We start from the raw sequence: 21057 nt of genomic DNA, 5'->3' as shown, positions 1-21057 counted from the left end.
AGTGCGCATCAAACTCATTGCGGTGGACATCGATGGCACCTTGCTGAATCCGCAGAACGATTTGACCGCGCCCACGATCACGGCCATTCAAGCCGCCACCGCAGCGGGCATCAAGGTCGTGCTCTGCACCGGCCGCCCGCTCTCTGGCGTGCAGCCCTACCTGAACGCCCTGAAGATCCAGGGGGAGGACCAGTACGCGATCACTTACAACGGCGCCTTAGTCCAAACGGTCGCCGGACGCGTGCTCGCCAGCCAAGCACTGACCTACAACGACTATGTCGACTTAGAGGCCTTTGCCCGCAAAGCGCAGGTTCACTTCCACGTGGTCACCCCCAAGCATTTATACACGGCAGACCGCGATATTAGCCGTTACACGGTCAAGGAAAGTCAGTTGGTCCATTTACCCCTGCGCTTCCGAGAGGCGGCTCAGATGGACCCACAGCTACTCATGCCGACCGCGGTCTTTATCGACGAGATTGCCAAGATTGACGCGCTGCGCCTCCCGCAGGCGCTGACCAACCGTTTCTACGTGGTGCGTACCGATCCTCACTTCATTGAAGTCATGAACCCCAAGACCAGTAAGGGCAACGCACTACGCGAGCTAGCCGACCATCTCCACTTACCACTCACAGCCGTAATGGCGCTTGGCGACCAGGACAATGACTTACCAATGATAACCACCGCTGGGTTGGGGGTGGCCATGGGAAACGCTAACGACCGTGTCAAAGCGGCTGCCGACGTGACCACCCTGACCAACGCAGCTGATGGCGTGGCGGCGGCCATTTATAAATACGCATTGAACCCAGACTTAGCATAAAAGGAGAATTGACAACATGACAATTAAGATGATTGCGATTGATATTGACGGTACCCTACTCAACGAGAAAAACGAACTGGCCCAGGCGACGATTGATGCCGTTCAGGCTGCTAAAGACCAAGGTATTAAGGTCGTTCTGTGTACCGGTCGCCCATTAACTGGGGTACAACCTTACCTGGACGCACTGGGTATCAGTGGTGACGAACAATACGCCATTACCTACAACGGTTCGGTCTCACAAACGGTCTCCGGCAAGATGATGACCAACCACTCATTGACCTTCAACGACTACATCGACCTTGAAGCCCTGTCCCGGAAGCTACAGACCCACTTCCAAATTGAAACACCCGACTACATTTACACGGCCAACAAGGATATCAGTGGCTACACCATCTTTGAAAGTAACCTGGTGCGGATGCTGATCCGTTACCGTGAAGTCGGTGAAATGGATCGCAACCTGACCATCTCTAAGGCCATGTTCGTGGACGAACCGGACACCATCAACCGCGTTAACAAAGAGATCCCTCAAGAGATCCGCGACCGTTACTACGTGGTTCAAAGCACCCCATTCTTCGTCGAAGTCATGAACAAAAAGGCCAGCAAGGGGAACACGCTGGGTGAACTCGCCGCTAAATTAGGCTTCACCGCGGATGAGGTTATGGCTTTGGGTGACCAAGGTAACGACCTGACCATGATTCAATACGCCGGCCTGGGTGTCGCCATGGGTAACGCCATTGATGAAATCAAGGACGCCGCCCAAGCCGTCACACTGACCAACGCCGAAGACGGTGTGGCCGCAGCGATTCGCAAGTACGCTTTAAAGTAAGACCAATTTGGATGAAACCACTGAGGCTGGGATAATATCCCGGCCTTTTTAGTTATCTGGTTAAACCGTACACCAGCTAATCACCATTGCCCCCACGCTTATTGGGGGTGCGTGCGGCTTCCTTGGCCTTCAACTGCCAATAATCCGCATCATAACGTAACCAGAAATCCGCGGGCACATCAATAATCTTCGTCAATTCCTCGGCAAAGGCCGGGGTCACCGCCACCGTGCCGGCCAAGACGCCTTGAACGTAAACCAAGGTCGTGTGGGTGCGTTGCGCTAAGCTTGCGGGCGAAATTTTTAAATAGTCAATAGCTTCGACTAGGGTTTCACCGGGCGCAACTGGAATTTGGGATTTGAATGGTACTTTTTTATTAATCATGGTAATCAACGACCTCCTTGACTAGAACGGCTGTAATTTCTGACTTAACCAAACTCTTTTCCCCTTCATGATTTAACCCACTAAAGACTAAACGCATATTTGCCGTAACCATTACAGCAAAATAACCACGTCGATTTCCCGTCAGGGCGTGCAGTCTTGGTGGCGGAACATGCGAAATTTGACTGAGATTATCGGCTACTTCTAATTCCTTGATTCTTTTCCCCAAATTATTGGCCGCACGCCGACCAAAACGCCGTGTCAACGTTGATAAGCTTTTAAAGCTTTTTTCCAATTGTCGCTGCTCAAATTCAACCTGCAATGCTATCGTCCTCCTCAGAAACGTTTTCCAACGTCTAAGGACTAACTCCGTAATTTTCGGTCAAATATTCGCGACATTTTATATTTTTTCAACTTAACCTGCCCATAGGGTATGCCTCATACTACACGACTCCCCAATCAATTGACAGTCAGACCCGCCACAATCGTATTGAGGGTCGAATTAGTTAAACGGCTGTATCAATGCGGCAACTGAGTGTTGAAGTTTCAAAAGTACCCACAGCAGGTGGAATCCCTGGTAGCAGGAGTGCGACCAATTTAGACGAATTTAATAGCATAAATGCTTACCAGTGCTGGAACTAAGCAGACATTTTGTCTTTCAAGCTTTAGTTATCTAACGAAAATGTGGGTCAAAGAGCACCTAATCGCTCCTTGACCCACATTTTTATGTTAATTTTTAACCGCCCACAGTTCGTAACTGGCCATCCAGGGACCCGTCCACCAGCCATTGATGCCTAGCCGGCGTGCACGCAAGACGTGGCAGTCCAACTGTTCAAGCACGCGTTGATACTCATGGCGGTTATGTCCCGTGTCCACAATCAGCAGTGTCCCGGTCGATTTCAATACCCGCACAGCCTCACGCAACGCCTGTTCGCGTTGTGCGGCCGGCTTGATATTGTGCAGGGCAAAGCTGGTGGTGACCAAATCAAATTGCGCTTCAGCCATCGGCAACTCGGTCATATTGGCCGTCACCAAACTCGTTCGATCGGAGACGCCCCAAACCTTTAAGTTGGCCCGCGTCACCGCCAGGGAATTCTGTGACTGATCGCGTGACCGCCACAGATCAACGCCCGTCACGGTTCCTGGTAGAGTGAGCCGCTGGGCGACCTGATTCAGCACCGCGCCGTGACCACACCCCAAGTCGAGTGCCTGACCGGTGGATTCAACCCCTACCTCGGTCAACAATTTTGTCCAAATTCGCTGTTTTCCCACCAGCGAGGTCCGCAGAAAAATCAAACCCGCCACGATGAAAACGACCCCTGCCAGGATAACCCCACCCCGACCTTGGTCCGGTTTCACAAAAGCAGCATTGATCAGAAACACAATCCCCACCAATTCATAGCTGATGGGCACGGCTGGTGCATCGATCCCCGTTTTAATCGTCTTCATTTCAAAGACTTCCCCTATTATCTAGAATAACGTCAAAACAATCCCGACGACGATATAAATACCGCCGGCTAATAGCCCGAACCGGGCGCCCCCGTTAACCACAATCGGCGAATTTTTGACGCTGGCCACGTGCCGCACGCCCACCTTTTCACCAGGCAGCGGGTCTTGGCCCTTCTTTCGGCGATGGCGCCACCCCGTAAAGAGGTGCCCCTTCGCCAACACGCAGATGAGCCCGAAAATCACGAGCGCCAATCCCACCATAAAGAGGAGATTGCCAATCGCCATCAACGGCTGGCCCAAAATTCGCATGGCTAGTGCCACCAATAGGGCCCCAGCGACCCAACCCGTTGTCCATCTTTGCCAACTTTTCATTGCATAAACTCCCTTCACCCAACCGTTAGCCTAACCTGCCTGGGGTCTCTGACGTTTATGCTTGGCCCAATCATAATCGCGCTTCACAATATCAGCCACCCATCGGCATCCGTTCAAATAACTTACCTGCTTAACTAACGGTTGTTCTGATCAAAAATAGATAAAGAAAAAAACTTGAGCCAACGCCCAGCGCCGCTCAAGTTTTTTAGTCTGATTTATTGTTCGTGACTCCGGAAACGGTTCTTGAACAATGGGCTGACCGGCCGGTTTTCGTTGATCCGCTTGATGGCTTGGCCAATCAGGGGACCGACGGAAATTTGTTGGATCTTTTCAATTTGCTTGTCGGCCGTTAATTGAATCGAATCGGTCACCACTAACTTCTTAATTGGTGACTTCTTGATTCGTTCGATGGCGGGACCGGATAAGACGGGATGGGTACAACTAGCGTAGACTTCCTTCGCACCGGCATCCATCAGGGCTTGGGAACCCAAGGTGATGGTTCCGGCCGTATCAATCATGTCATCAATCATGATACAACGTTTGCCTTTCACATCCCCGATAATGTTCATGATCTCGGCAACGTTGGCCCGTGGCCGCCGCTTGTCGATGATGGCAATCGGTGCCTTCAGGAATTCTGCCAAGGCCCGTGCACGCGTCACCCCACCATGGTCAGGTGAAACGACAACGGCATCTTCATCCAAGTGGTTGGTCAAGAAGTAATCGGCCAACAGTGGTGCGCCCATCAAGTGATCGACGGGCACGTCGAAGAACCCTTGAATCTGAGCAGCATGCAAGTCCAAAGCCAGGACCCGCGTCACGCCAGCCGTTTGCAACATGTTAGCGACTAACTTAGCCGTAATGGGTTCCCGTGACCGGGCTTTCCGGTCTTGGCGGGCATACCCGTAGTACGGAATGACCACGTTGATGGTAGCCGCACTCGCGCGCCGTAAAGCATCAATCATGATCAACAGTTCCATTAAATTGTCGTTGACGGGAGCCGACGTGGATTGAATCACGTAGACGTGGCTTCCCCGGACACTCTGTTCGATGTTAATGCGAATTTCGCCGTCACTGAACCGGTCCACCGAAGTTTTCCCTAATTCAACACCAACCTCGTTAGCGATCTTTTGTGCTAACGGTTTGTTGGAGTTTAACGCAAAAATCTTTAGTTTAGGGTCAAAATATTGCGTAGCCATAATTTCCTCCAATAGCAAATAATCTGCCAGAATTTACTACAATAATTTTATGCTATCGGGTCTCGAAACACAAGACCTTCGGCTTAATCTTCACCACGATAAGGTAGTTTCTGGTAATAATTTGGTTTGTTTGTCTGCCGTTGCCGTGCGATTGCCATATCAAACTTGTTCACGGCGTCGGTAATGGTGGACCCGGCCGCAATAAAACTGTGGTCAGCCACCGTCAATGGGGCAACGAGGTTTGAGTTGGACCCGATAAAGGCGTCGTCACCCACCGTCGTTTCGTGCTTGTTCTTGCCATCGTAGTTCACAAAGACAACACCACAGCCCACGTTGATGTTCTTGCCAAGCTTGGCGTTCCCCACGTAGGTCAGGTGACCCACCTTGGTGCCTTCACCAATCGTGGCCTTCTTGACTTCCACAAAGTTCCCCAAATGAACCTTAGGCCCAATGTGGGATTCTGGACGCAAATGACTGTTTGGACCAATGTTCGAGCCGCTTGCCATGTCGGAGTCTTCCAGTAATGAGGAAGTAACCGTCACGTGATCGGCTAACTTAGCATTTCGCAATTCAGAATGAGCGCCAATGTAGCAGTCATCCCCAATCACCGTGTCGCCCTTTAACAGCACCCCGGGTTCAATGATGGTATCGGCCCCAATCTTCACACCGGCGTCAATATAAGTCGTTTCGGGATCAATTAAGGTTACCCCGTCGCGCATGTGTTGTTCGTTGATCCGTTGCCGCATGATCTTCGTGGCGTTGGCCAAGGCAACGCGGTCGTTAACCCCCATGGATTCGTCGAAGTCCGCCATCTTATAAGCAGCGACGATATCCCCTTGGTGCTTCAGGATTTCAATGACATCGGTCAGATAGTACTCACCCTGAGCGTTGTCGTTAGACGTCTGATGTAAGGCCGCAAATAACTTCTTGTTGTCAAACACGTAAACACCCGTGTTGATTTCATGGATTTCCTGTTCTTCTGAACTGGCATCCTTTTGTTCCACGATCTTTTCCACGATACCAATGTTGTTCCGAACGATGCGCCCATAGCCCGTTGGATCTGGGGCAACGGACGTCAAAATCGTGGCGGCCGCGTGCTTAGCTTCGTGATAAGCGAAGAGGTCTTCAAACGTTTCCGCCTGAAATAAGGGGGTGTCCCCACTAACGATCAGCGTGGTTCCCTCTTCGTCCTTCAAGATAGGTTCGGCTTGTAAGACGGCATCCCCCGTCCCCAATTGCTTGGCCTGTAAGGCGTATTGCGTGCGGTCACCCAACGTGGCCTTCACGTCATCGGCACCGTAGCCCACAATCGTAACGACCTTGTCCATGTTAGTCTTTTCCACCTGCGTCAACACGTGGTCAACCATGGCCTTACCACAAACCTGATGCAAAACCTTGTACAACTTTGACTTCATCCGCGTGCCCTTGCCGGCTGCGAGGATAATCGTATTTCTAGTGCTCATACCGATATCTCCTAATTTAATGAATTGTTGTCATCGCCGAAGATCTGGGTCAGGTAATTCCCTGGTGCCACGCGGATCTGTTCATCCGCCGTCTGAATCTTCAGTAATGAGGTGTACTTGCTAACTGTCCGTTGCCCGTCGAAATCCCCTTCGGCAAAGACAGCGACCCCAGCGAGTTGTGAATCAAACTCGTCGACGAGGGAGCGGAGACCCCCAACGGTCCCGCCACCCTTCATGTAGTCATCCACGATCAGTACTCGTGAGTTGGGCTTAACACTACGTTTTGACAGTGCCATGCGTTCGATCCGCTTGGTTGAGCCGGAAACATAGTTCACACTAACCGTCGATCCTTCCGTAATCTGCGAGTCATGTCGCACGATCACAAACGGTACATTCAGATAATTAGCCACACTCTGAGCCAGTGGAATTCCCTTCGTGGCAACCGTCACCACCACGTCGACGGATTGGTTTAGGTACTGCGTTGCCAAAATCCGGCCAATCTGCCGCAAGGCTGCGGGACGACCTAGGATATCTGACATGTAAACGTAGCCACCGGGAAGATACCGGTCGGCTTCGGACAATTCCGTGATCATTTCACTCACGAATTGTTCGGCTTCTTCTCTTAAAATGTAAGGGATAAAGCGGGCACCACCAGCGGCCCCAGGAACGGTCTCCAGTAGACCGGTGCCACGGGCTTGGAGGGTCCGCTTCAGAATGGTTAAGTCTTCACTGATGGAAGACTTGGCCGATTCATACCGCGCCGCAAAAAATGTCAAAGATACCAATTGATGCGGCCGTTCTAATAAATACCGGGTCATATCGACTAACCGGTCACTTCTTCTGACTTTCAACCTCTTCACCTCAACTATTTCTTTAGAGTTAATTGTAAGCCCAATTTTAGCATAAATGTTCGGGTTTTTCGTTACATTTCGGTTAGAATTAATATTTTTTTGATTCTTTTTGCAAAATGAAAGCGACAAGCGAGCTTAACTAGTTTTGAAAACCAGCAAAGACCATTTTCTAATTGCCGACCCACTGCGCCCGAGTACATCTATTTCCCGAACGTTACCGTTTCGCACTAGCGGGCCGTCACACAGCCGTTGCCACATCCCCAGCCTACCGTTTTCACCGTCGGGTCTCAACTAATAACCACCGCTAAAATTCAAAAGGGCCATGGGTCATCAACGACAATCGTTGATGGCTCACGGCCCACATCTCTTTTTATTTAATTATTTGTGCTGACCACGTACCGAGGCTACCGCTGCCAGAATTGACGGCGTTAACCCAGCTACCCCGCCGTCTGTAGTCGTTGCCAACCCAGAGCGATGAAGTAAAAGATGGCTTCGATTGCCGCGATAAAGAAGGAGACGGGGTAATTGGTCAGGTAACTGAAGACCAAGCCACTCCACACCCCAAACAAGGCTAACGCAATCGCCAACAGCATCATGCCACCCACCGTGTGGGCAAAGTACTTCGCCGTTGCGGCCGGAAGCGTCAGCAGGATAAAGATCAGCAGGGAACCCACGATCTGGGCAGCCACACTGACACTCAACGCCAACAATACCAAGAATGTAATCGACAACACGTTGGTCCACAGTCCCTTGACCCGGGCCCCCGTGTGATCGAATGAGTCGAATTTGAGGAACCGATAGATCACGAAGATCACCACCAGGACCAGCAGCGACAGCCACAGCATCTGCTGAACATCACTGGCACTGATGCCAATCACACTCCCGAATAAAATACTCGTGGCGTAACTGGCATTCTTATTCGCCAATGATAGGAATAAAATCCCTAGCCCAATGAACAGCGCTGAGATGGCACTAGTTGCGGCCTCTCGCCGTTCCGAACGTGCCGAGAGTTGCCCGACAATCACCGAACTGACGACCGTGAACAGTAGCATCCCATTTAACGGTGCCCACCCGGCAAAGACCCCGAAGGCCGCACCGGAAAAGCCAATTTCCGACAACGTGTGAGTCAGAAAGGACATGTTCCGCGCAATCACGAAGACCCCCATGATGCCACAAATGATGGCAATAATGGTACCGGCCGCGAAGGCGTTACGCATAAACTCATAGCTAAACATTTTCGCCCTCCCACACCTTTTCGGTCGTTAAATTCTTGATGGGCCCCTGTTCAATACCACTGGGCGTCAACATCAAGTATTGCTGCGTGTACTTCTGTGCCATGGGAATGTCATGGGTCACGAAGAGCACGGTTAAATGCAGCCGCTGGTTCAACTCCGCCACCAGATCGAGTAACTCGGTCTTGGTCACGGGATCGAGGCTGGCCGTAGATTCATCCAAGATTAACAGGTTGGGGGCTTCCACTAAAGCCTGTGCTAAATAGGCTTTTTGCTTCTCCCCACCGGAGGCCTGACCAATCGGCCGTTTGGCTAACTGTCTGAGGCCGGTCTGATCCAGAATCTTTTCAACCTTGGCGCGTTCCTTGGCCGAGAGCCACGGCAACTTCCACCCGGTTAGGTTGAGACCCACAAAATCCTTGATCGTCAACGGATAGTCGGCATCGATATTGCGAAACTGTGGCACGTACCCAATGGTCACTTCGCTTTGACTCGGCAAATACGTGATACTGCCATGGGTTGGCCGCAATTGATGCAGAATCGTCCGCATCAAAGTTGTCTTACCCACCCCGTTTTTTCCAATGATGCTCCAAACCTCCCCCTGACGGATCGTCAAGTTGAGGTCACTAAATACCGGGTGGTTCGGGAAAGTCACCCCGAGGTGTTCTAGTTTTAAAATGGGTGCACTTTCCATTAAGACTGCCCTTCTTTCGCTTGAATGCGTTGTACTTGTTGATACTGTTTCAACATCCACGTCCGGTAGCTTTGATGGACCGGCATGGTTTCGGTCACTTTGACCACGGGGATGTCGTAGCGTTTGGCCAGGTTCACCATTGCCGTCACGTTTTTACTGGTATTTTGCGTATTTTCCACGAAAAAGGCAATCTCGTGGCGCTTAATTTGCCCCTGTAATTTCGTAATATCGGCTGGTGTCGGATCACTATCTTCCTCAATTGACTGGGCGAAATGACTATCACTGACGCGGTAGCCCATCGCTTCTAAGGCCAAATCAAAGACGGGTTCGCTCACAGCAACCTGTTGGCCGTGACTGTGTCGGGCCAGCTTTTGTGTCAGCTGTGGCAGTGCCTTGAGTTGCTGCTCATAGGCCGCACCCCGGCGTTTAAACGCAGCGGCATGGCTCGGTTCCAGCTTGCTAAACTGGGTGACTAGATGACGGGTGACCTTAACCATGGTGGTGGGATCGGTCCACAGATGGGGATTGTCCCCGGTCTTCTTGCCCATCAGGGTGCCAATCGTCAGGGTCTTGGTTGTCGCGGCATCGTTTGCCGAAACCACCCGATCCATCCAGCTGTCATAGCCCAAGCCGTTTTCAACCACGACATCGGCCTTAGCCACTAACTTGGCCGTCTTCACGTCCGGCTCGTAGCTTTCAGCATCGATACTGGGGCTGTTGATCACCGTGGTTACCTGCCCGCGATCACCCAGGATTGCCTGAGCCGCCGCGCCATAGAATCCTAGCGTTGCCACGACATGGATCCGATTATCGGCATGCTTAGTGGTGGTCACCGTCCCACAACCGCTCAGGATGATGCCCACCATTAAGATGGCCAGCACGGCAAACACGCCGCGCCAACGTAAAATGTGTTTTGCACGCTGCAATCGACTCATCTCATTTCTCCACTAAAATATGTAAACAGTAATGATTACCGTTTAATATGTTACCAGATAATGAAAACTTGTCAACCGGCCTTTAGTCTTCTTTAATCAACGTACTTTGCCAGAAAGTCAGCGACTAACTGGTCATACTTCGCCGCATCCGTTGCCCGGGTCGCAATGTGCGCGGCTTCTGGGTCCCGATATTTCTCCTTGGGCCCCGCAGCGGCACGGTATAAAACGTCCAAATTCTCGATTGGTACCGTCTGATCGTTGGCACCTTGAATCAACAGTAATGGCAAATGCGTGTGCCGCAACTGCTCAGCAATGTCGCCATCGGCCAAGCGATAGCCCTCGGCTAACCGCGAATACTGATCCGCAATGGGCACGATTGGATAGGTCGGCAAGTGATATTTATGGCGAATCCGAAAACGGGCTTCCGCCAGCACGGAGGCATACCCGGAATCCGCAATCACGGCCTTTACATTCTGTGGCAGGTCTTCGCCAGCGGTTGCCATGACCGTGGCCGCACCCATGGAGATACCCATCAGCACAATCTCACAGTCATCCCCATACTTCGCGATAACCTGATTGATCCACCCGGTGTAGTCGAGGCGATCCGGCCAACCGTAACCAATGGTATGTCCCTCACTGTCACCGTGTGCCCGTGCATCCGGCATGAGGACGTGATATCCCCAATTGTGGAAAACCCGCGCGTACGGAATCATCTGTTCACGCGCATGCCCCAAACCGTGCGCCAAAATGGCGATCCGTTTGGTTGGCTGCTCCGCTTCGACCAAGCTCGCCCGCAAGATTAACCCATCCAGACTGGTCTGCGTCCACTCTACGGGATCATGCCGCAAATACCAGGCATTGTCATCCGCCGTGTTCTCCGCGATGGCCCGCCGCTTGGTCTTAACGCGATTGTGTCTAAAGGACTTCGTCGCCGCCTGATAAACAACGGCGGCACCACCCAATACGCTGATGGCACTGACCGCAGCAACAGCGGCGGTCCCCGTTAAAACTTTTTGCCAAGTTTTCATCGTTATTCCCTCATTTCTAGATTATTTCGGTCGCTGTGTGGTTGCTTTCTAAACATGGTCACCTAGCCGTCACCCATTGGCTGACAGCTTCCCCGTGCCCAACCGCACAATTTTCTATGATTTAGCCTGATTACCTCTACTCTAGCTAAAAATGAGAGCGTTTTCCACTTTTTCCTTCAACTTTATAGTCTTTTCACTATTTTGCTGCACTTACCGGGGGGCACATCTCTAATCTTTCTTCCCCAACGTTGACACCGATTTCTTTCCATACAACAGCCGGATCAACTCCGCTTGCGTCATGGGCCCCTTCAAAGCTGACCGTACTTCCGCCACTAAACGGGGGTCAACTGGTCTCAAAACTTTCTCCACTGCTTTCACCTCACCTAGCTATCATGCCGGTTTTAAGCAGCCAGTACCAGCCAAACGTCTTACAAATTTGGTTATACTAAAAAGGGCGCCAGATCAACGTTTCCGCGACCTGACACCCTTTAATTTAAATAGTCATAATGGGCTTAACCCGTGCCTGCAAGTCCGGTACCACATTGTCTAAGAACCACGGGTGTTGATGCAACCACCCATAGTTCAAGGGTGATGGATGAACCAGTGGAAAATACGCGGGCAGGTAGTCCTGATAGTGGGCCACCGTGGCCGTCAGCGTCTTTTCTCGCGTGGGCAAATAGGCCTTCTGTGCATACTGGCCAATCAGCAGTGTCAGCTTAATCTTGGGCATCAGTGCCAACAGTGGTTCATGCCATTTAGCCGCGAATCCCGGCCGCGGGGGCAAATCCCCACCGTGAGCGTGCTTCCCGGGGTAGTAAAAATCGAGCGGCAGGACCGCCAACTTGCCGGAATTATAAAATTGATCCTTGGTCACACCCATCCAATCGCGCAACCGATCGCCACTGGCATCATCCCAAAAGGTCATGGCCGCCTGCGCACGACGACTGGGGGCCTGACTAACGAGTAAGATTTCCGCATTGGCATCGACGTGATACAGCGGCTGAATGCCCTGCTGCGTAAACGCCTGATTCTGAGGATCATCTTGAATTGCCTGAAAAATTTCACTAGCTGTGGTCATTATCAATGCGCCCCTCTTCGAATCCTTAAGGCAACGGCCGTACCAAATAGACCTCACGGCAGAACCCCTTCATGCCATTAAAGACGCGTTGAGCACGGGATTGTTTGCTACACAGACCAAAGACCGTTGGCCCCGTGCCACTCATCTGCGCGGCATCGGCACCAAACTTCATCATCTGTTGTTTCAACTGGGTAATCTCCGGATAGCGATGCGCCGTCAACGGCTCCAGCACGTTGCCCATCACCGCACACATCTCCGTAATGTTTTGATCGCGAACCGCGCGCAGTAGGGCGTCGATGTCGGGATGATCCAAATCATCATACCGAATCTGTTGTAGGATGCTGGGGGTCGAGACGCTCACCTTGGGTTTGGCCAGCACCACCCATGCGGCTGGTAGCTTAGATAACGGCGTAATCCGCTCGCCCCGGCCGCGAACGTGGGCCGTTCGCCCGTAGACACAGTACGGCACGTCCGAGTCAATTTGCAGCCCCAATTCGGCCAATTCCTGCCAACTTAACCCCAGTTGCCACAATTGATTGAGCCCCCGTAAAACGGCTGCCGCATCGGACGAACCGCCACCAAGGCCGGCCGCCACCGGAATATTCTTTTTAATGCGAATATTAACGCCCTCGCCCACATTAAACTGGGTTTGCAGTAAATGGGCCGCCTGATAGGCTAAGTTTCGCTGATCGTTCGGTAAAAAGCCGCTGTCCGAAGCCACCCGGATGCGTTTATGCTTGGTTAACGTTTGAATCTCAACATAGTCCGCCAAGTCCACGGACGTCATGACCATGTTCCACTCCTCCGCGCCATCCTGATGGTGGTACGGCGTGTCGAGCCCGAGGTTTATCTTGGCAGGCGCCTTTTCAATCAGTTGCATGAGCTCACCTTAATTCCAGATAGGCCACCGCCTACCGTTCTCGTGAATCTGATTAAGCCTATTATACTATGGTTGTGGCGAAAATAAAAAGGGTTCTCCAAACACACGCCAAATCTTCATCCGGCGGTGACGGGGAACCTTTAAGTATCCTCTAGCTAAGGGGGAAAAGCATGAAAATGCTTATGGCGATAACACAGAGATAGGCAACGTTGTGGATAAATACCGCCTTACCGTAACCGGAGGAGGCCAAAGATGTAGGCAGCCGTGACAACGGTGTTAGCCGATGATTTCGGCTTACACCGTGGGACGTGTTTGGAGACCGGTGTGCTTCCAGGCTTCAAACCGAGCCGGAGGACCGCTTCTCAGGCCGCAGGCGGTCCCCACAGCAGCCGGAATTTTTGGCAGCCGCAGGTGACTTTACACAACTAATTTAGTGTTCAGAACCCTTGTCCATGTTGCCTAATTTTGGCCAAAATAAAAAGGCCTCATAGGCCCAATTATTTATTCATCAAAGTCAACTTCGATGTTTTTCGTTAAGATATCGGTATAGCTGTATGAAACCCGTTCAAACGAATTTTCGTCCTGGTCTAAATCCACAACGAAAACAGCTGGGTAGGTTTCCCGAAGAATTCCATGCCGCTCTGTCGTTTTCTTACGCCCGGCCTGTGCGATCACCATTAACTTTTCGCCAATGCGATCGTCCAGTTTGTTCTTAATGTTCGCTAAACTTGTTGGCATGCACTTCACCTCTGTGAAACATGATACCATGGTTTCACAAAAAACGCAAATTATACCACACTAGCCCACAATCCGCAAGAATCCGCAATTGAAAAGGGTTACATAAGTCCTTCATTGTGAAAAGCGTTGGTTAATTCGATGAAATTTATTAAGGTTAAGCGTTCTGGCCGTAGTTGACGCGAAATTTCCACGTCGTTTAGGACCGTTTCAATCCGTTCACGAACCTCGGGTTGCTTCCCAAAGATCCCCTGCAGATTGTTCCACAACGTCTTCCGCCGATGCGCAAAGCAACCCTTAACGAACTTGAAGAGTGCTTGATCTTCGTACGGTTTGACCGGTAAGGGTTCCCGTGGCGTCAGGCGAATGATGGCCGAGTCAACGTTCGGCTGTGGAATAAAGGCCGTTCGTGGCACTTCAAACGCCACCTCAACGTGGGCACGGTACTGCATGACCACGGACAATGACCCGTAAGCCTTGGAGCCCGGTGCCGCTACCAGCCGATCGGCCACCTCGTTTTGCATCATCACCACGATCTTATCAAAGGCAATGCCACTCTGAAGAACGCCCATTAGAATTGGCGTTGTAATGTAATAAGGCAGGTTGGCCACGATTTTGACGGGATGTCCCGGCTCGAATTCATCCTTGATGACGGCCGGCAGATTAGCCTTCAGGATATCTTCGTTGATCACCTTGACGTTGTCGTAATCCATCAGAGTTTCTTCCAGAACGGGCAACAGGTTCTCGTCAATTTCAAAGGCCACGACCTTACGTGCGCGCTTCGCAATCTGTTCCGTCAACGCCCCAATCCCGGGGCCAATCTCAATGACGTTATCGTTTTCGGTAACATCCCCTGCGGCCACAATGTTCCGCAGAATGTTGAGATCCGAGAGGAAGTTTTGGCCCAAGCTCTTCTTTGCCACCAATTTGTACCGAGTCAGGATGGCCTTTGTTCTTGCTGGTGAACCAATTTCGGGTACGCTATTATTCATGGAAATCCTCCTTTTGACGAATCTGTTGCAAAGCCGCCGCAAAGTCAGCGGGTTGGATGCTAAACATCCGCAGGCGTTTCTCTAACTGTTTCCCGTTCACGTAGCCAATCTGTAGTAACTCACCGAGCTGCTCGCGTCGTTCCTTGGCTCCGGGACCACCGATCAAGCCCGCCACCATCAAGTCTTCATGGGTGATCAGGGTTGGTGCCGCCGTGGTTTCCGTATACACGTGACTGAGTGCTGCCCGAATGGCTTCTGGACTGGCGTGTTCCACACCCAAGGAACCACCCGCCTTGTCCGGCCGTCCCTCTGCCTTAGGCAAAAAAGCATGCTTGGCATTGGGCACGGCCTCGGCCACGATCTTACGAATCTTTTCCCCAGAAAAATCGGGATCGGTAAAAATAATCACGCCGCGTTGGTCGGCCAATTTTTCAATCAGGGCTAACGTGTCCTCATCGATAGCGGACCCCCGTGTCTCAATGGTATCGGCGTTTACTGCGCGGTTGATAGACTTGGTATCGTCTTTGCCCTCCACCACGAGAACTTCTTTAATCTTTTTCATTGATGTGATAAAACTCCTCTGCGTTGTGGTAAGTTGCGGCCGCGATCTCTTCTGGTGTCGTGTCGCGTTCCTTAGCGATGGCCTCGACCGTGTAGCGGGTGAAGCCTGGTTCATTTTGTTCGCCCCGGTGCGGTTCCGGCGATAGATAAGGTGCATCCGTCTCCACCATCATGACGTCCAGTGGCGTTGCCCGGACGGAATCGTGCACTTCATGGGCGTTCTTGAAGCTAGCCACCCCTGAGTATGAGATGTGCATGCCGAGATCCAAGAACTTCTTGAGCCATTCGGGATCACCATTGAAACTGTGCATCACGCCGCCAATCTCCTCGATCCCGCCTTCCTTTAAAATCCGGTAGGTATCTTCAAAGGCATCCCGATTGTGAATAGCGACCGGTTTGCCCACTTCCTTAGCAATCGCCACCTGACGGGCAAACACCTTGCGTTGAACGTCCTGTGGCGAACTGTCCCAATGGTAATCCAAGCCAATCTCACCCAGGGCCACCACGCGCTCATCGGCCAATTGTTCCTCCATGACCTTTTCAGCGGCGGCATCGTAATTTTTAGAGTCCTCCGGGTGCCAACCCACGGCCGCATACAACTGTGGATACTGGTGGGCTAACTTGATTGCGTCGGCATTCAACTGCGTGTTGGAGCCGATATTGACCATCTTAACCACGCCCAGATCCGCGGCCTGCTTGAGGTACCGGGGGACTTCTTTAATAAATTCTTCGCTATTTAAATGGGTGTGTGAATCAAAGATTTTCATCATGATCCTCCTATTTCTGTGAAACAACTTCATTTGATACTGACGCCTTGCCGAAAGGGAAAAGGTAACTGAAACGCGTTGACTCGTGATGAACGCGATCCTCGCCAGTCCACAGGTTCCCTTAAAATAGTTATTCACAGGTGGATAACTATTCTCGGCAACACGTTATCAACAGCAAAAACCTGAGTTATCCTCAAATTTCACTGTCTACCGCCATTATGGCAGACCTTATGAACAATTTCATCCACAATTTGGTAAATTATCAACTGACTTATGCACTTAGTCACCGACCGTGTCGATTTATGCACCGTCGTGACCCGATCTCCTGAGCATTGGCTCACATGAATCGGTGCTTAAGTGGATAACTCGCCAATTTTCCAGTTACCGGCGTGCCCAGATACGGACCTACCTGTGGGCAACTAAACTCTAGAGGTAAGAAAACGTGGGTTGGCGTCTCATCGACCCGCCGCCCACGTTTCCGCTAACGCTTATTCTACTGAGGAACCATTGACCAGTTCGTTAGGTACCGTAATCAACTGAACCTGGCCATCATGTTCAGCGGACAGTAACATCCCCTGACTGACCTGCCCCCGCATCTTACGCGGCTTCAAGTTGGCCACGATGACCACTTTCTTACCAACGAGTGCTTGTGGTTCTGGGTACCATTGGGCAATTCCGGATAGAATCTGCCGGTTACCTTGGTCCCCCGCATCGAGTTGGAACTTCAGCAGCTTGTCGGCGCCTTCAACGTGATCAACCGCCTTAACCTCGGCGACCCGCAGTTCCACTTTCTCAAATTTATCAAACCGGATTTCCGGCTTGTTTAACGTCAATTCTGTGGCATCTTCAGCCTGAGCAGCTTCCTGTTGGGCTTGTGCCTTGGCAGCCATTGCGGCCCGGCCCTTGGTCTTTTCGGACTTGGTCATTTGACCCTGTATGAAGTCCACTTCTTCCTTCACGTCAATCCGTGGGAAGATCGGGGTCCCCTTCGCGACAACCTGCTTACCGGCTGGTAAATCGGCCATCTTCAGGTCCACCATATCAAGGGTTTCAGGATCTAAGCCCAATTGAGCAAAGATTTCCTTAGGCGCATGCGTCATGACCGGACTGATCAGGGTGGCGATCACCCGCAGACTCGCTGTCAAGTGGGCCATCACAGCGGCCAATTCGATCGCCTTGCTGTCATCCTTCGCTAATTGCCAAGGTTCCGTTTCGTCGATGTACTTGTTCGTCCGGGAAACTAACTTCCAGATTTCAGAAAGGGCATCGGCAAAATGCATCTTGTCCATCAGCTCGTGGTAGTTGGCGATGACGCTCGTCGAAGTCGCTTCGAGATCCGCGTCAAATGCCGTCACACCAGCCTTGAATTCGGGTAATTTGCCGTCTTCATACTTGTTGATCATGGCAACGGTCCGGTTCAACAGGTTCCCCAGATCATTAGCCAAGTCATAGTTCAAGCGATCAACAAAGTCTTCGGGCGTAAATGTCCCATCGTTACCATAAGGCATCGCACGCATCAGGTAGTACCGCAGTGCATCGAGGCCATAACGGTCGACCAACGTTTCGGGATAGATAACGTTCCCCTTGGACTTGGACATCTTGCCGTCCTTCATCAACAACCAGCCGTGAGCAAACAACTCATCTGGGGCTTCAATCCCCAGCGCATGCAGAACGATTGGCCAGTAGATCGAGTGGAAACGGACAATTTCCTTCCCCACCATTTGAACGTTGGCTGGCCAGAACTTGTTGAACAAGCTTTCATCGTCACTGGTGTAACCCAATGCCGTGATATAGTTAAGCAGCGCATCGATCCACACGTAAACCACGTGCTTGGGATTGCTCTTAACAGGAACGCCCCAAGTAAAGGTCGTCCGGGACACAGCCAAGTCTTCCAAACCTGGCTTGATGAAATTATTAATCATTTCGGTCATCCGTGATTCTGGTTGGATGAAGTGAGGGTGGCTGTGGTAGAAATCGAGCAGCCAGTCAGCGTACTTGCTCATCTTGAAGAAGTACGACTGTTCCTTAACTAAGGAAACTTCGTGACCGGATGGCGCCTTACCACCAATTACCTTGCCGTTGTCGTCGTGGTAGACTTCGGCCAATTGGGTTTCGGTGAAGTACTCTTCATCGTCTTCGGAGTACCAGCCTTCGTATTCGCCCAGGTAGATGTCACCCTGCTTCAGCAAGCGTTCGAAAACTTCCTGAACAGCAGCCACGTGTTCTTGGTCGGTCGTCCGGATAAACTTATCGTTAGAGATCTCCAACGTCTTCCAGAGTTGCTTGATGCCATCGGCCATGCCGTCCACGTATTCCTGTGGAGATTGTCCCTGTGACTTGGCCTTGTCCTCAATCTTCAGACCATGTTCATCGGTCCCGGTTAAGAAAAAGACATCGTAGCCGTTGCTCCGTTTGTAACGTGCCACCGTGTCACATGCGATCGTGGTGTAAGAGTTACCGATATGTAACCGCCCAGATGGGTAGTAAATCGGCGTTGTAATGTAAAAACTTGGTTTGTCTGCCATAAAATAAAAGCCTTCCCTCGCTCTAAATTATTCCATTATTTTTAGGTTAATTTTCAGTTGAAATTCTAATCTAGTATAGCATAAACCCCGGATGAGCCATAGCGGTTCCCGGGGATTTTAGCGCTATAAATCGCGCAACCTTATTTTTCTCAATCAGGGGCTGAACCCTAACTAAAGGATCGGCTTTTTGCCATTATGGTACCGAAACGTGGGCTATCAGGCATTTTGTTGCGCTTAACCTGATAGTCCACTCTTGCCTCAGAACAGATCCAATTGCTGCGGTGCCAGGTTATCCCAATGCAGTCCCAGAATGGCCTGTAGGCGCAAGGCATTAGGGGCCGCATCCTTGCCGGAGTTGTTATTGAAGATCACGCAAACATCCTTGGCCTGGGTTGCTAATCGCCGCACCAGGTCCGCAATTGCCTGCAATTCTGCCTCACTGTATTTGTAAAGGGTCCGTGTCTTACGCCAATTGGCGCCTTGGTTGAACCAGCCTTCCGTGTTACGGCCGTGCAATCGCACCATCGCTAGTTCCGGCGTCGTCACCGTCTCAACTTGGGGAATCCCATTGTTCAGGTTGTGAGGCTCGTCGGTCACGACATTCGTCATCTTTAGCGATTTTAAATACGCCATGACATCCGTCGTCATCCCCGCATCTTCGAACCAACTGGGACTGCGGAACTCGACCGCAACCGGCAAATTGCCCATCTGAACGCGCACATCCCGCAAATACTGAATGTTCGCCGTTGTCCGATTAAAGTAAGGTGGGAATTGAAAGAGAACGGTCTGTAACTGGTGATGCTGTACCAAAGGCGCGACGGCAACCTTAAACTGCGTAAAGGCCGTGTTCCGTTCCTCATCCGTTGCCGGGGTACTGCGCTGATCATGTTGGGTCATCACCTGATTGGCCTTTAGAATATACTGAAAGCCATCGGGAACGGCCGCCTGCCAGTTGGCCACCGTGCTCTGCCGGGGAATCCCGTAGAACGGTGTATCCAACTCCACCACGGGTAAACTACCCGCATATTCGTTTAACGTCACCGGTCGGTCCTCCCCACCAATCAAGGCGGGATGTTCCTTCCAAGTCGTCAACCCAATTGTAATCATGCTCTCACCTCTTACTTCAAGTTCTCAAACCGTTTAATCAAGGTCACTTCCGGCGCCGTCAGTTGTCCCGTTAATTGACTGATCAACCGTTTGCCAGCAACCCGATCATTATATCGAATTCCCGTCACACAGATATCAATCAGGGCGAACATCACCGTCACCAAGATGGCCTCGCGCCGATTAAAGGTCGCATTAAAGAGTGTCACGAGCTGACCACTAAATGCCAGCTGAATGATGCTGTAGACCAACAGAGTGTCGGGCAGAAGTTGCAGGATATTTAACCACCGTAACCGCCGCACGACTTTTTTTAATTGCGCAATGACTTCTTGATGACTCATCGTCTCACCCTCAGACCCGCAACGCGGTGAAAAATTCGGTTGCATCGGCTTGAACCATATCATAGTCGAAACCCAGATTTAATTTTTCCTGGTTCACGACCACCACTTTAGCCGACTGATTGCGATAATCGAGCAGGCCGGCAAACGGGTAAACCCGCATCGAGGTGCCCACAATGACCACCAAATCAGCTTGACCCATCGCGGCGACCGCCCGCTGAACGTTCGTCGTGTTGAGCCCCTCATCGTAGAGCACGACATCGGGACGCAGCCAACCACCATCGGCCTCATGATACGGCGACTTCAGGTAATCCTGCCAATCTACTTTCGTGCCACAGACTTGGCAGTACACCTTGTACAGATTCCCATGAAATTCCACCAAGTGCCGCGTATCCGCTACGTTATACAGATTATCAATATTTTGGGTAATGACCGTGGCCCGGTTCTCACGGGTCAGGGCCGCTTGTTTCTCGTGAATGACGTTGGGTTTGGCATCTGGATAGTACAGATTCTGTTTCACGTAGTCATAAAAGACTTCCGGTTCCTGCACTAAACAGCTGTGACTCAGGTAGTATTCGGCATTCCGATGCCCTGTATACAGGCCGTTTTTCGACCGATAATCCGGAATACCAGACGGTGTCGACACCCCGGCCCCGGTTAAGAATACAATGTGCTGAGCTTGATCAAAAGTCGCTTGTAAGCGCGCTTCCATCCCCATCATCCTTTCTTATTCACTGTGACGTTTCCTAAATCCAATTGCAAACTGCAACCTATAAGATACTGAGATATGGGCAACATTAGTTTGAACTGCCGCCTTACCGTTCCCCCAATTTGA

General features: G+C 51.4%; 23 protein-coding genes. 2 read left to right on the top strand and 21 right to left on the bottom strand.

Going from position 1 to position 21057, the window contains the following annotated elements:
* Position 1: 1 nt before the first annotated feature.
* Entirely contained in the window at positions 2 to 817 is an 816-nt protein-coding gene (gene yidA, locus FD28_RS03695) for a sugar-phosphatase (RefSeq protein WP_057732718.1), read from the top strand.
* Between the two features lie 16 nt (positions 818 to 833).
* Complete coding sequence (gene yidA / locus FD28_RS03690; protein WP_057732715.1) at positions 834 to 1643, top strand: sugar-phosphatase; 810 nt, start codon at positions 834 to 836, stop codon at positions 1641 to 1643.
* A gap of 76 nt (positions 1644 to 1719) precedes the next feature.
* On the opposite strand, the gene FD28_RS03685 is transcribed toward yidA (FD28_RS03690), so the two are convergent.
* The 21 genes from FD28_RS03685 to FD28_RS03585 form a co-directional block, all read right to left on the bottom strand.
* Positions 1720 to 2025 (bottom strand): helix-turn-helix transcriptional regulator, encoded by a 306-nt coding sequence (locus FD28_RS03685; protein ID WP_057732713.1) that lies wholly within the window; start codon positions 2023 to 2025, stop codon positions 1720 to 1722.
* Positions 2018 to 2344, bottom strand: coding sequence for a type II toxin-antitoxin system RelE/ParE family toxin (locus FD28_RS03680; RefSeq protein WP_057732712.1), 327 nt, complete (start codon positions 2342 to 2344; stop codon positions 2018 to 2020). Before FD28_RS03680 ends, FD28_RS03685 begins: the two co-directional genes overlap by 8 nt.
* A gap of 407 nt (positions 2345 to 2751) precedes the next feature.
* Positions 2752 to 3471 (bottom strand): class I SAM-dependent methyltransferase, encoded by a 720-nt coding sequence (locus tag FD28_RS03675; RefSeq protein ID WP_057732709.1) that lies wholly within the window; start codon positions 3469 to 3471, stop codon positions 2752 to 2754.
* A gap of 21 nt (positions 3472 to 3492) precedes the next feature.
* The gene (locus FD28_RS03670; RefSeq protein ID WP_057732707.1) at positions 3493 to 3843 is read right to left on the bottom strand and encodes a DUF3899 domain-containing protein; all 351 of its coding nucleotides are present in this window, start codon (positions 3841 to 3843) and stop codon (positions 3493 to 3495) included.
* Between the two features lie 215 nt (positions 3844 to 4058).
* Positions 4059 to 5039 carry a ribose-phosphate diphosphokinase gene (locus FD28_RS03665; RefSeq protein WP_057732706.1) on the bottom strand — a complete coding sequence of 327 codons (981 nt, stop codon included), beginning with the start codon at positions 5037 to 5039 and terminating at the stop codon, positions 4059 to 4061.
* 83 nt (positions 5040 to 5122) lie between these two features.
* Positions 5123 to 6502 carry a bifunctional UDP-N-acetylglucosamine diphosphorylase/glucosamine-1-phosphate N-acetyltransferase GlmU gene (glmU, locus tag FD28_RS03660; RefSeq protein ID WP_057732704.1) on the bottom strand — a complete coding sequence of 460 codons (1380 nt, stop codon included), beginning with the start codon at positions 6500 to 6502 and terminating at the stop codon, positions 5123 to 5125.
* An 11-nt stretch (positions 6503 to 6513) separates the two neighbouring features.
* Positions 6514 to 7353, bottom strand: coding sequence for a pur operon repressor (gene purR, locus FD28_RS03655; RefSeq protein WP_083478107.1), 840 nt, complete (start codon positions 7351 to 7353; stop codon positions 6514 to 6516).
* A gap of 437 nt (positions 7354 to 7790) precedes the next feature.
* Positions 7791 to 8588: a metal ABC transporter permease gene (locus FD28_RS03650; protein ID WP_057732699.1), complete on the bottom strand. Its 798-nt coding sequence runs from the start codon at positions 8586 to 8588 to the stop codon at positions 7791 to 7793.
* A complete protein-coding gene (locus tag FD28_RS03645) occupies positions 8581 to 9279 on the bottom strand; it encodes a metal ABC transporter ATP-binding protein (protein WP_057732697.1) in 699 nt (232 codons plus the stop codon). Before FD28_RS03645 ends, FD28_RS03650 begins: the two co-directional genes overlap by 8 nt.
* A complete protein-coding gene (locus FD28_RS03640) occupies positions 9279 to 10214 on the bottom strand; it encodes a metal ABC transporter solute-binding protein, Zn/Mn family (protein WP_057732696.1) in 936 nt (311 codons plus the stop codon). Before FD28_RS03640 ends, FD28_RS03645 begins: the two co-directional genes overlap by 1 nt.
* A 92-nt stretch (positions 10215 to 10306) precedes the next feature.
* Positions 10307 to 11242, bottom strand: a complete 936-nt coding sequence (locus FD28_RS03635) for an alpha/beta hydrolase (protein WP_057732694.1) — start codon at positions 11240 to 11242, stop codon at positions 10307 to 10309.
* Positions 11243 to 11735: 493 nt separating this feature from the next.
* On the bottom strand, positions 11736 to 12320 hold the full coding sequence (locus FD28_RS03630; protein WP_057732691.1) for a uracil-DNA glycosylase family protein: 585 nt from the start codon (positions 12318 to 12320) through the stop codon (positions 11736 to 11738).
* Positions 12321 to 12345: 25 nt separating this feature from the next.
* Positions 12346 to 13200: a 4-(cytidine 5'-diphospho)-2-C-methyl-D-erythritol kinase gene (gene ispE, locus FD28_RS03625; RefSeq protein WP_057732689.1), complete on the bottom strand. Its 855-nt coding sequence runs from the start codon at positions 13198 to 13200 to the stop codon at positions 12346 to 12348.
* A 501-nt stretch (positions 13201 to 13701) separates the two neighbouring features.
* Entirely contained in the window at positions 13702 to 13938 is a 237-nt protein-coding gene (locus FD28_RS03620; RefSeq protein WP_011667243.1) for a Veg family protein, read from the bottom strand.
* 98 nt (positions 13939 to 14036) lie between these two features.
* Entirely contained in the window at positions 14037 to 14927 is an 891-nt protein-coding gene (gene rsmA, locus FD28_RS03615) for a 16S rRNA (adenine(1518)-N(6)/adenine(1519)-N(6))-dimethyltransferase RsmA (RefSeq protein ID WP_057732687.1), read from the bottom strand.
* Positions 14920 to 15489 (bottom strand): ribonuclease M5, encoded by a 570-nt coding sequence (gene rnmV / locus FD28_RS03610; RefSeq protein WP_057732685.1) that lies wholly within the window; start codon positions 15487 to 15489, stop codon positions 14920 to 14922. Before rnmV ends, rsmA begins: the two co-directional genes overlap by 8 nt.
* The gene (locus FD28_RS03605) at positions 15476 to 16255 is read right to left on the bottom strand and encodes a TatD family hydrolase (protein ID WP_057732683.1); all 780 of its coding nucleotides are present in this window, start codon (positions 16253 to 16255) and stop codon (positions 15476 to 15478) included. Before FD28_RS03605 ends, rnmV begins: the two co-directional genes overlap by 14 nt.
* A gap of 488 nt (positions 16256 to 16743) precedes the next feature.
* On the bottom strand, positions 16744 to 18780 hold the full coding sequence (metG, locus tag FD28_RS03600; RefSeq protein WP_057732681.1) for a methionine--tRNA ligase: 2037 nt from the start codon (positions 18778 to 18780) through the stop codon (positions 16744 to 16746).
* A gap of 258 nt (positions 18781 to 19038) precedes the next feature.
* Positions 19039 to 19887 carry a DUF72 domain-containing protein gene (locus FD28_RS03595; protein ID WP_057732679.1) on the bottom strand — a complete coding sequence of 283 codons (849 nt, stop codon included), beginning with the start codon at positions 19885 to 19887 and terminating at the stop codon, positions 19039 to 19041.
* 11 nt (positions 19888 to 19898) lie between these two features.
* The gene (locus tag FD28_RS03590; RefSeq protein WP_057732677.1) at positions 19899 to 20225 is read right to left on the bottom strand and encodes a hypothetical protein; all 327 of its coding nucleotides are present in this window, start codon (positions 20223 to 20225) and stop codon (positions 19899 to 19901) included.
* Between the two features lie 10 nt (positions 20226 to 20235).
* Positions 20236 to 20934 carry an NAD-dependent protein deacylase gene (locus FD28_RS03585; RefSeq protein WP_057732675.1) on the bottom strand — a complete coding sequence of 233 codons (699 nt, stop codon included), beginning with the start codon at positions 20932 to 20934 and terminating at the stop codon, positions 20236 to 20238.
* Positions 20935 to 21057: the final 123 nt, after the last annotated feature.

Source organism: Levilactobacillus hammesii DSM 16381 (assembly GCF_001434395.1).
GTDB lineage: Bacteria > Bacillota > Bacilli > Lactobacillales > Lactobacillaceae > Levilactobacillus > Levilactobacillus hammesii.
This window is presented reverse-complemented; position numbering and strand designations above follow the sequence as displayed.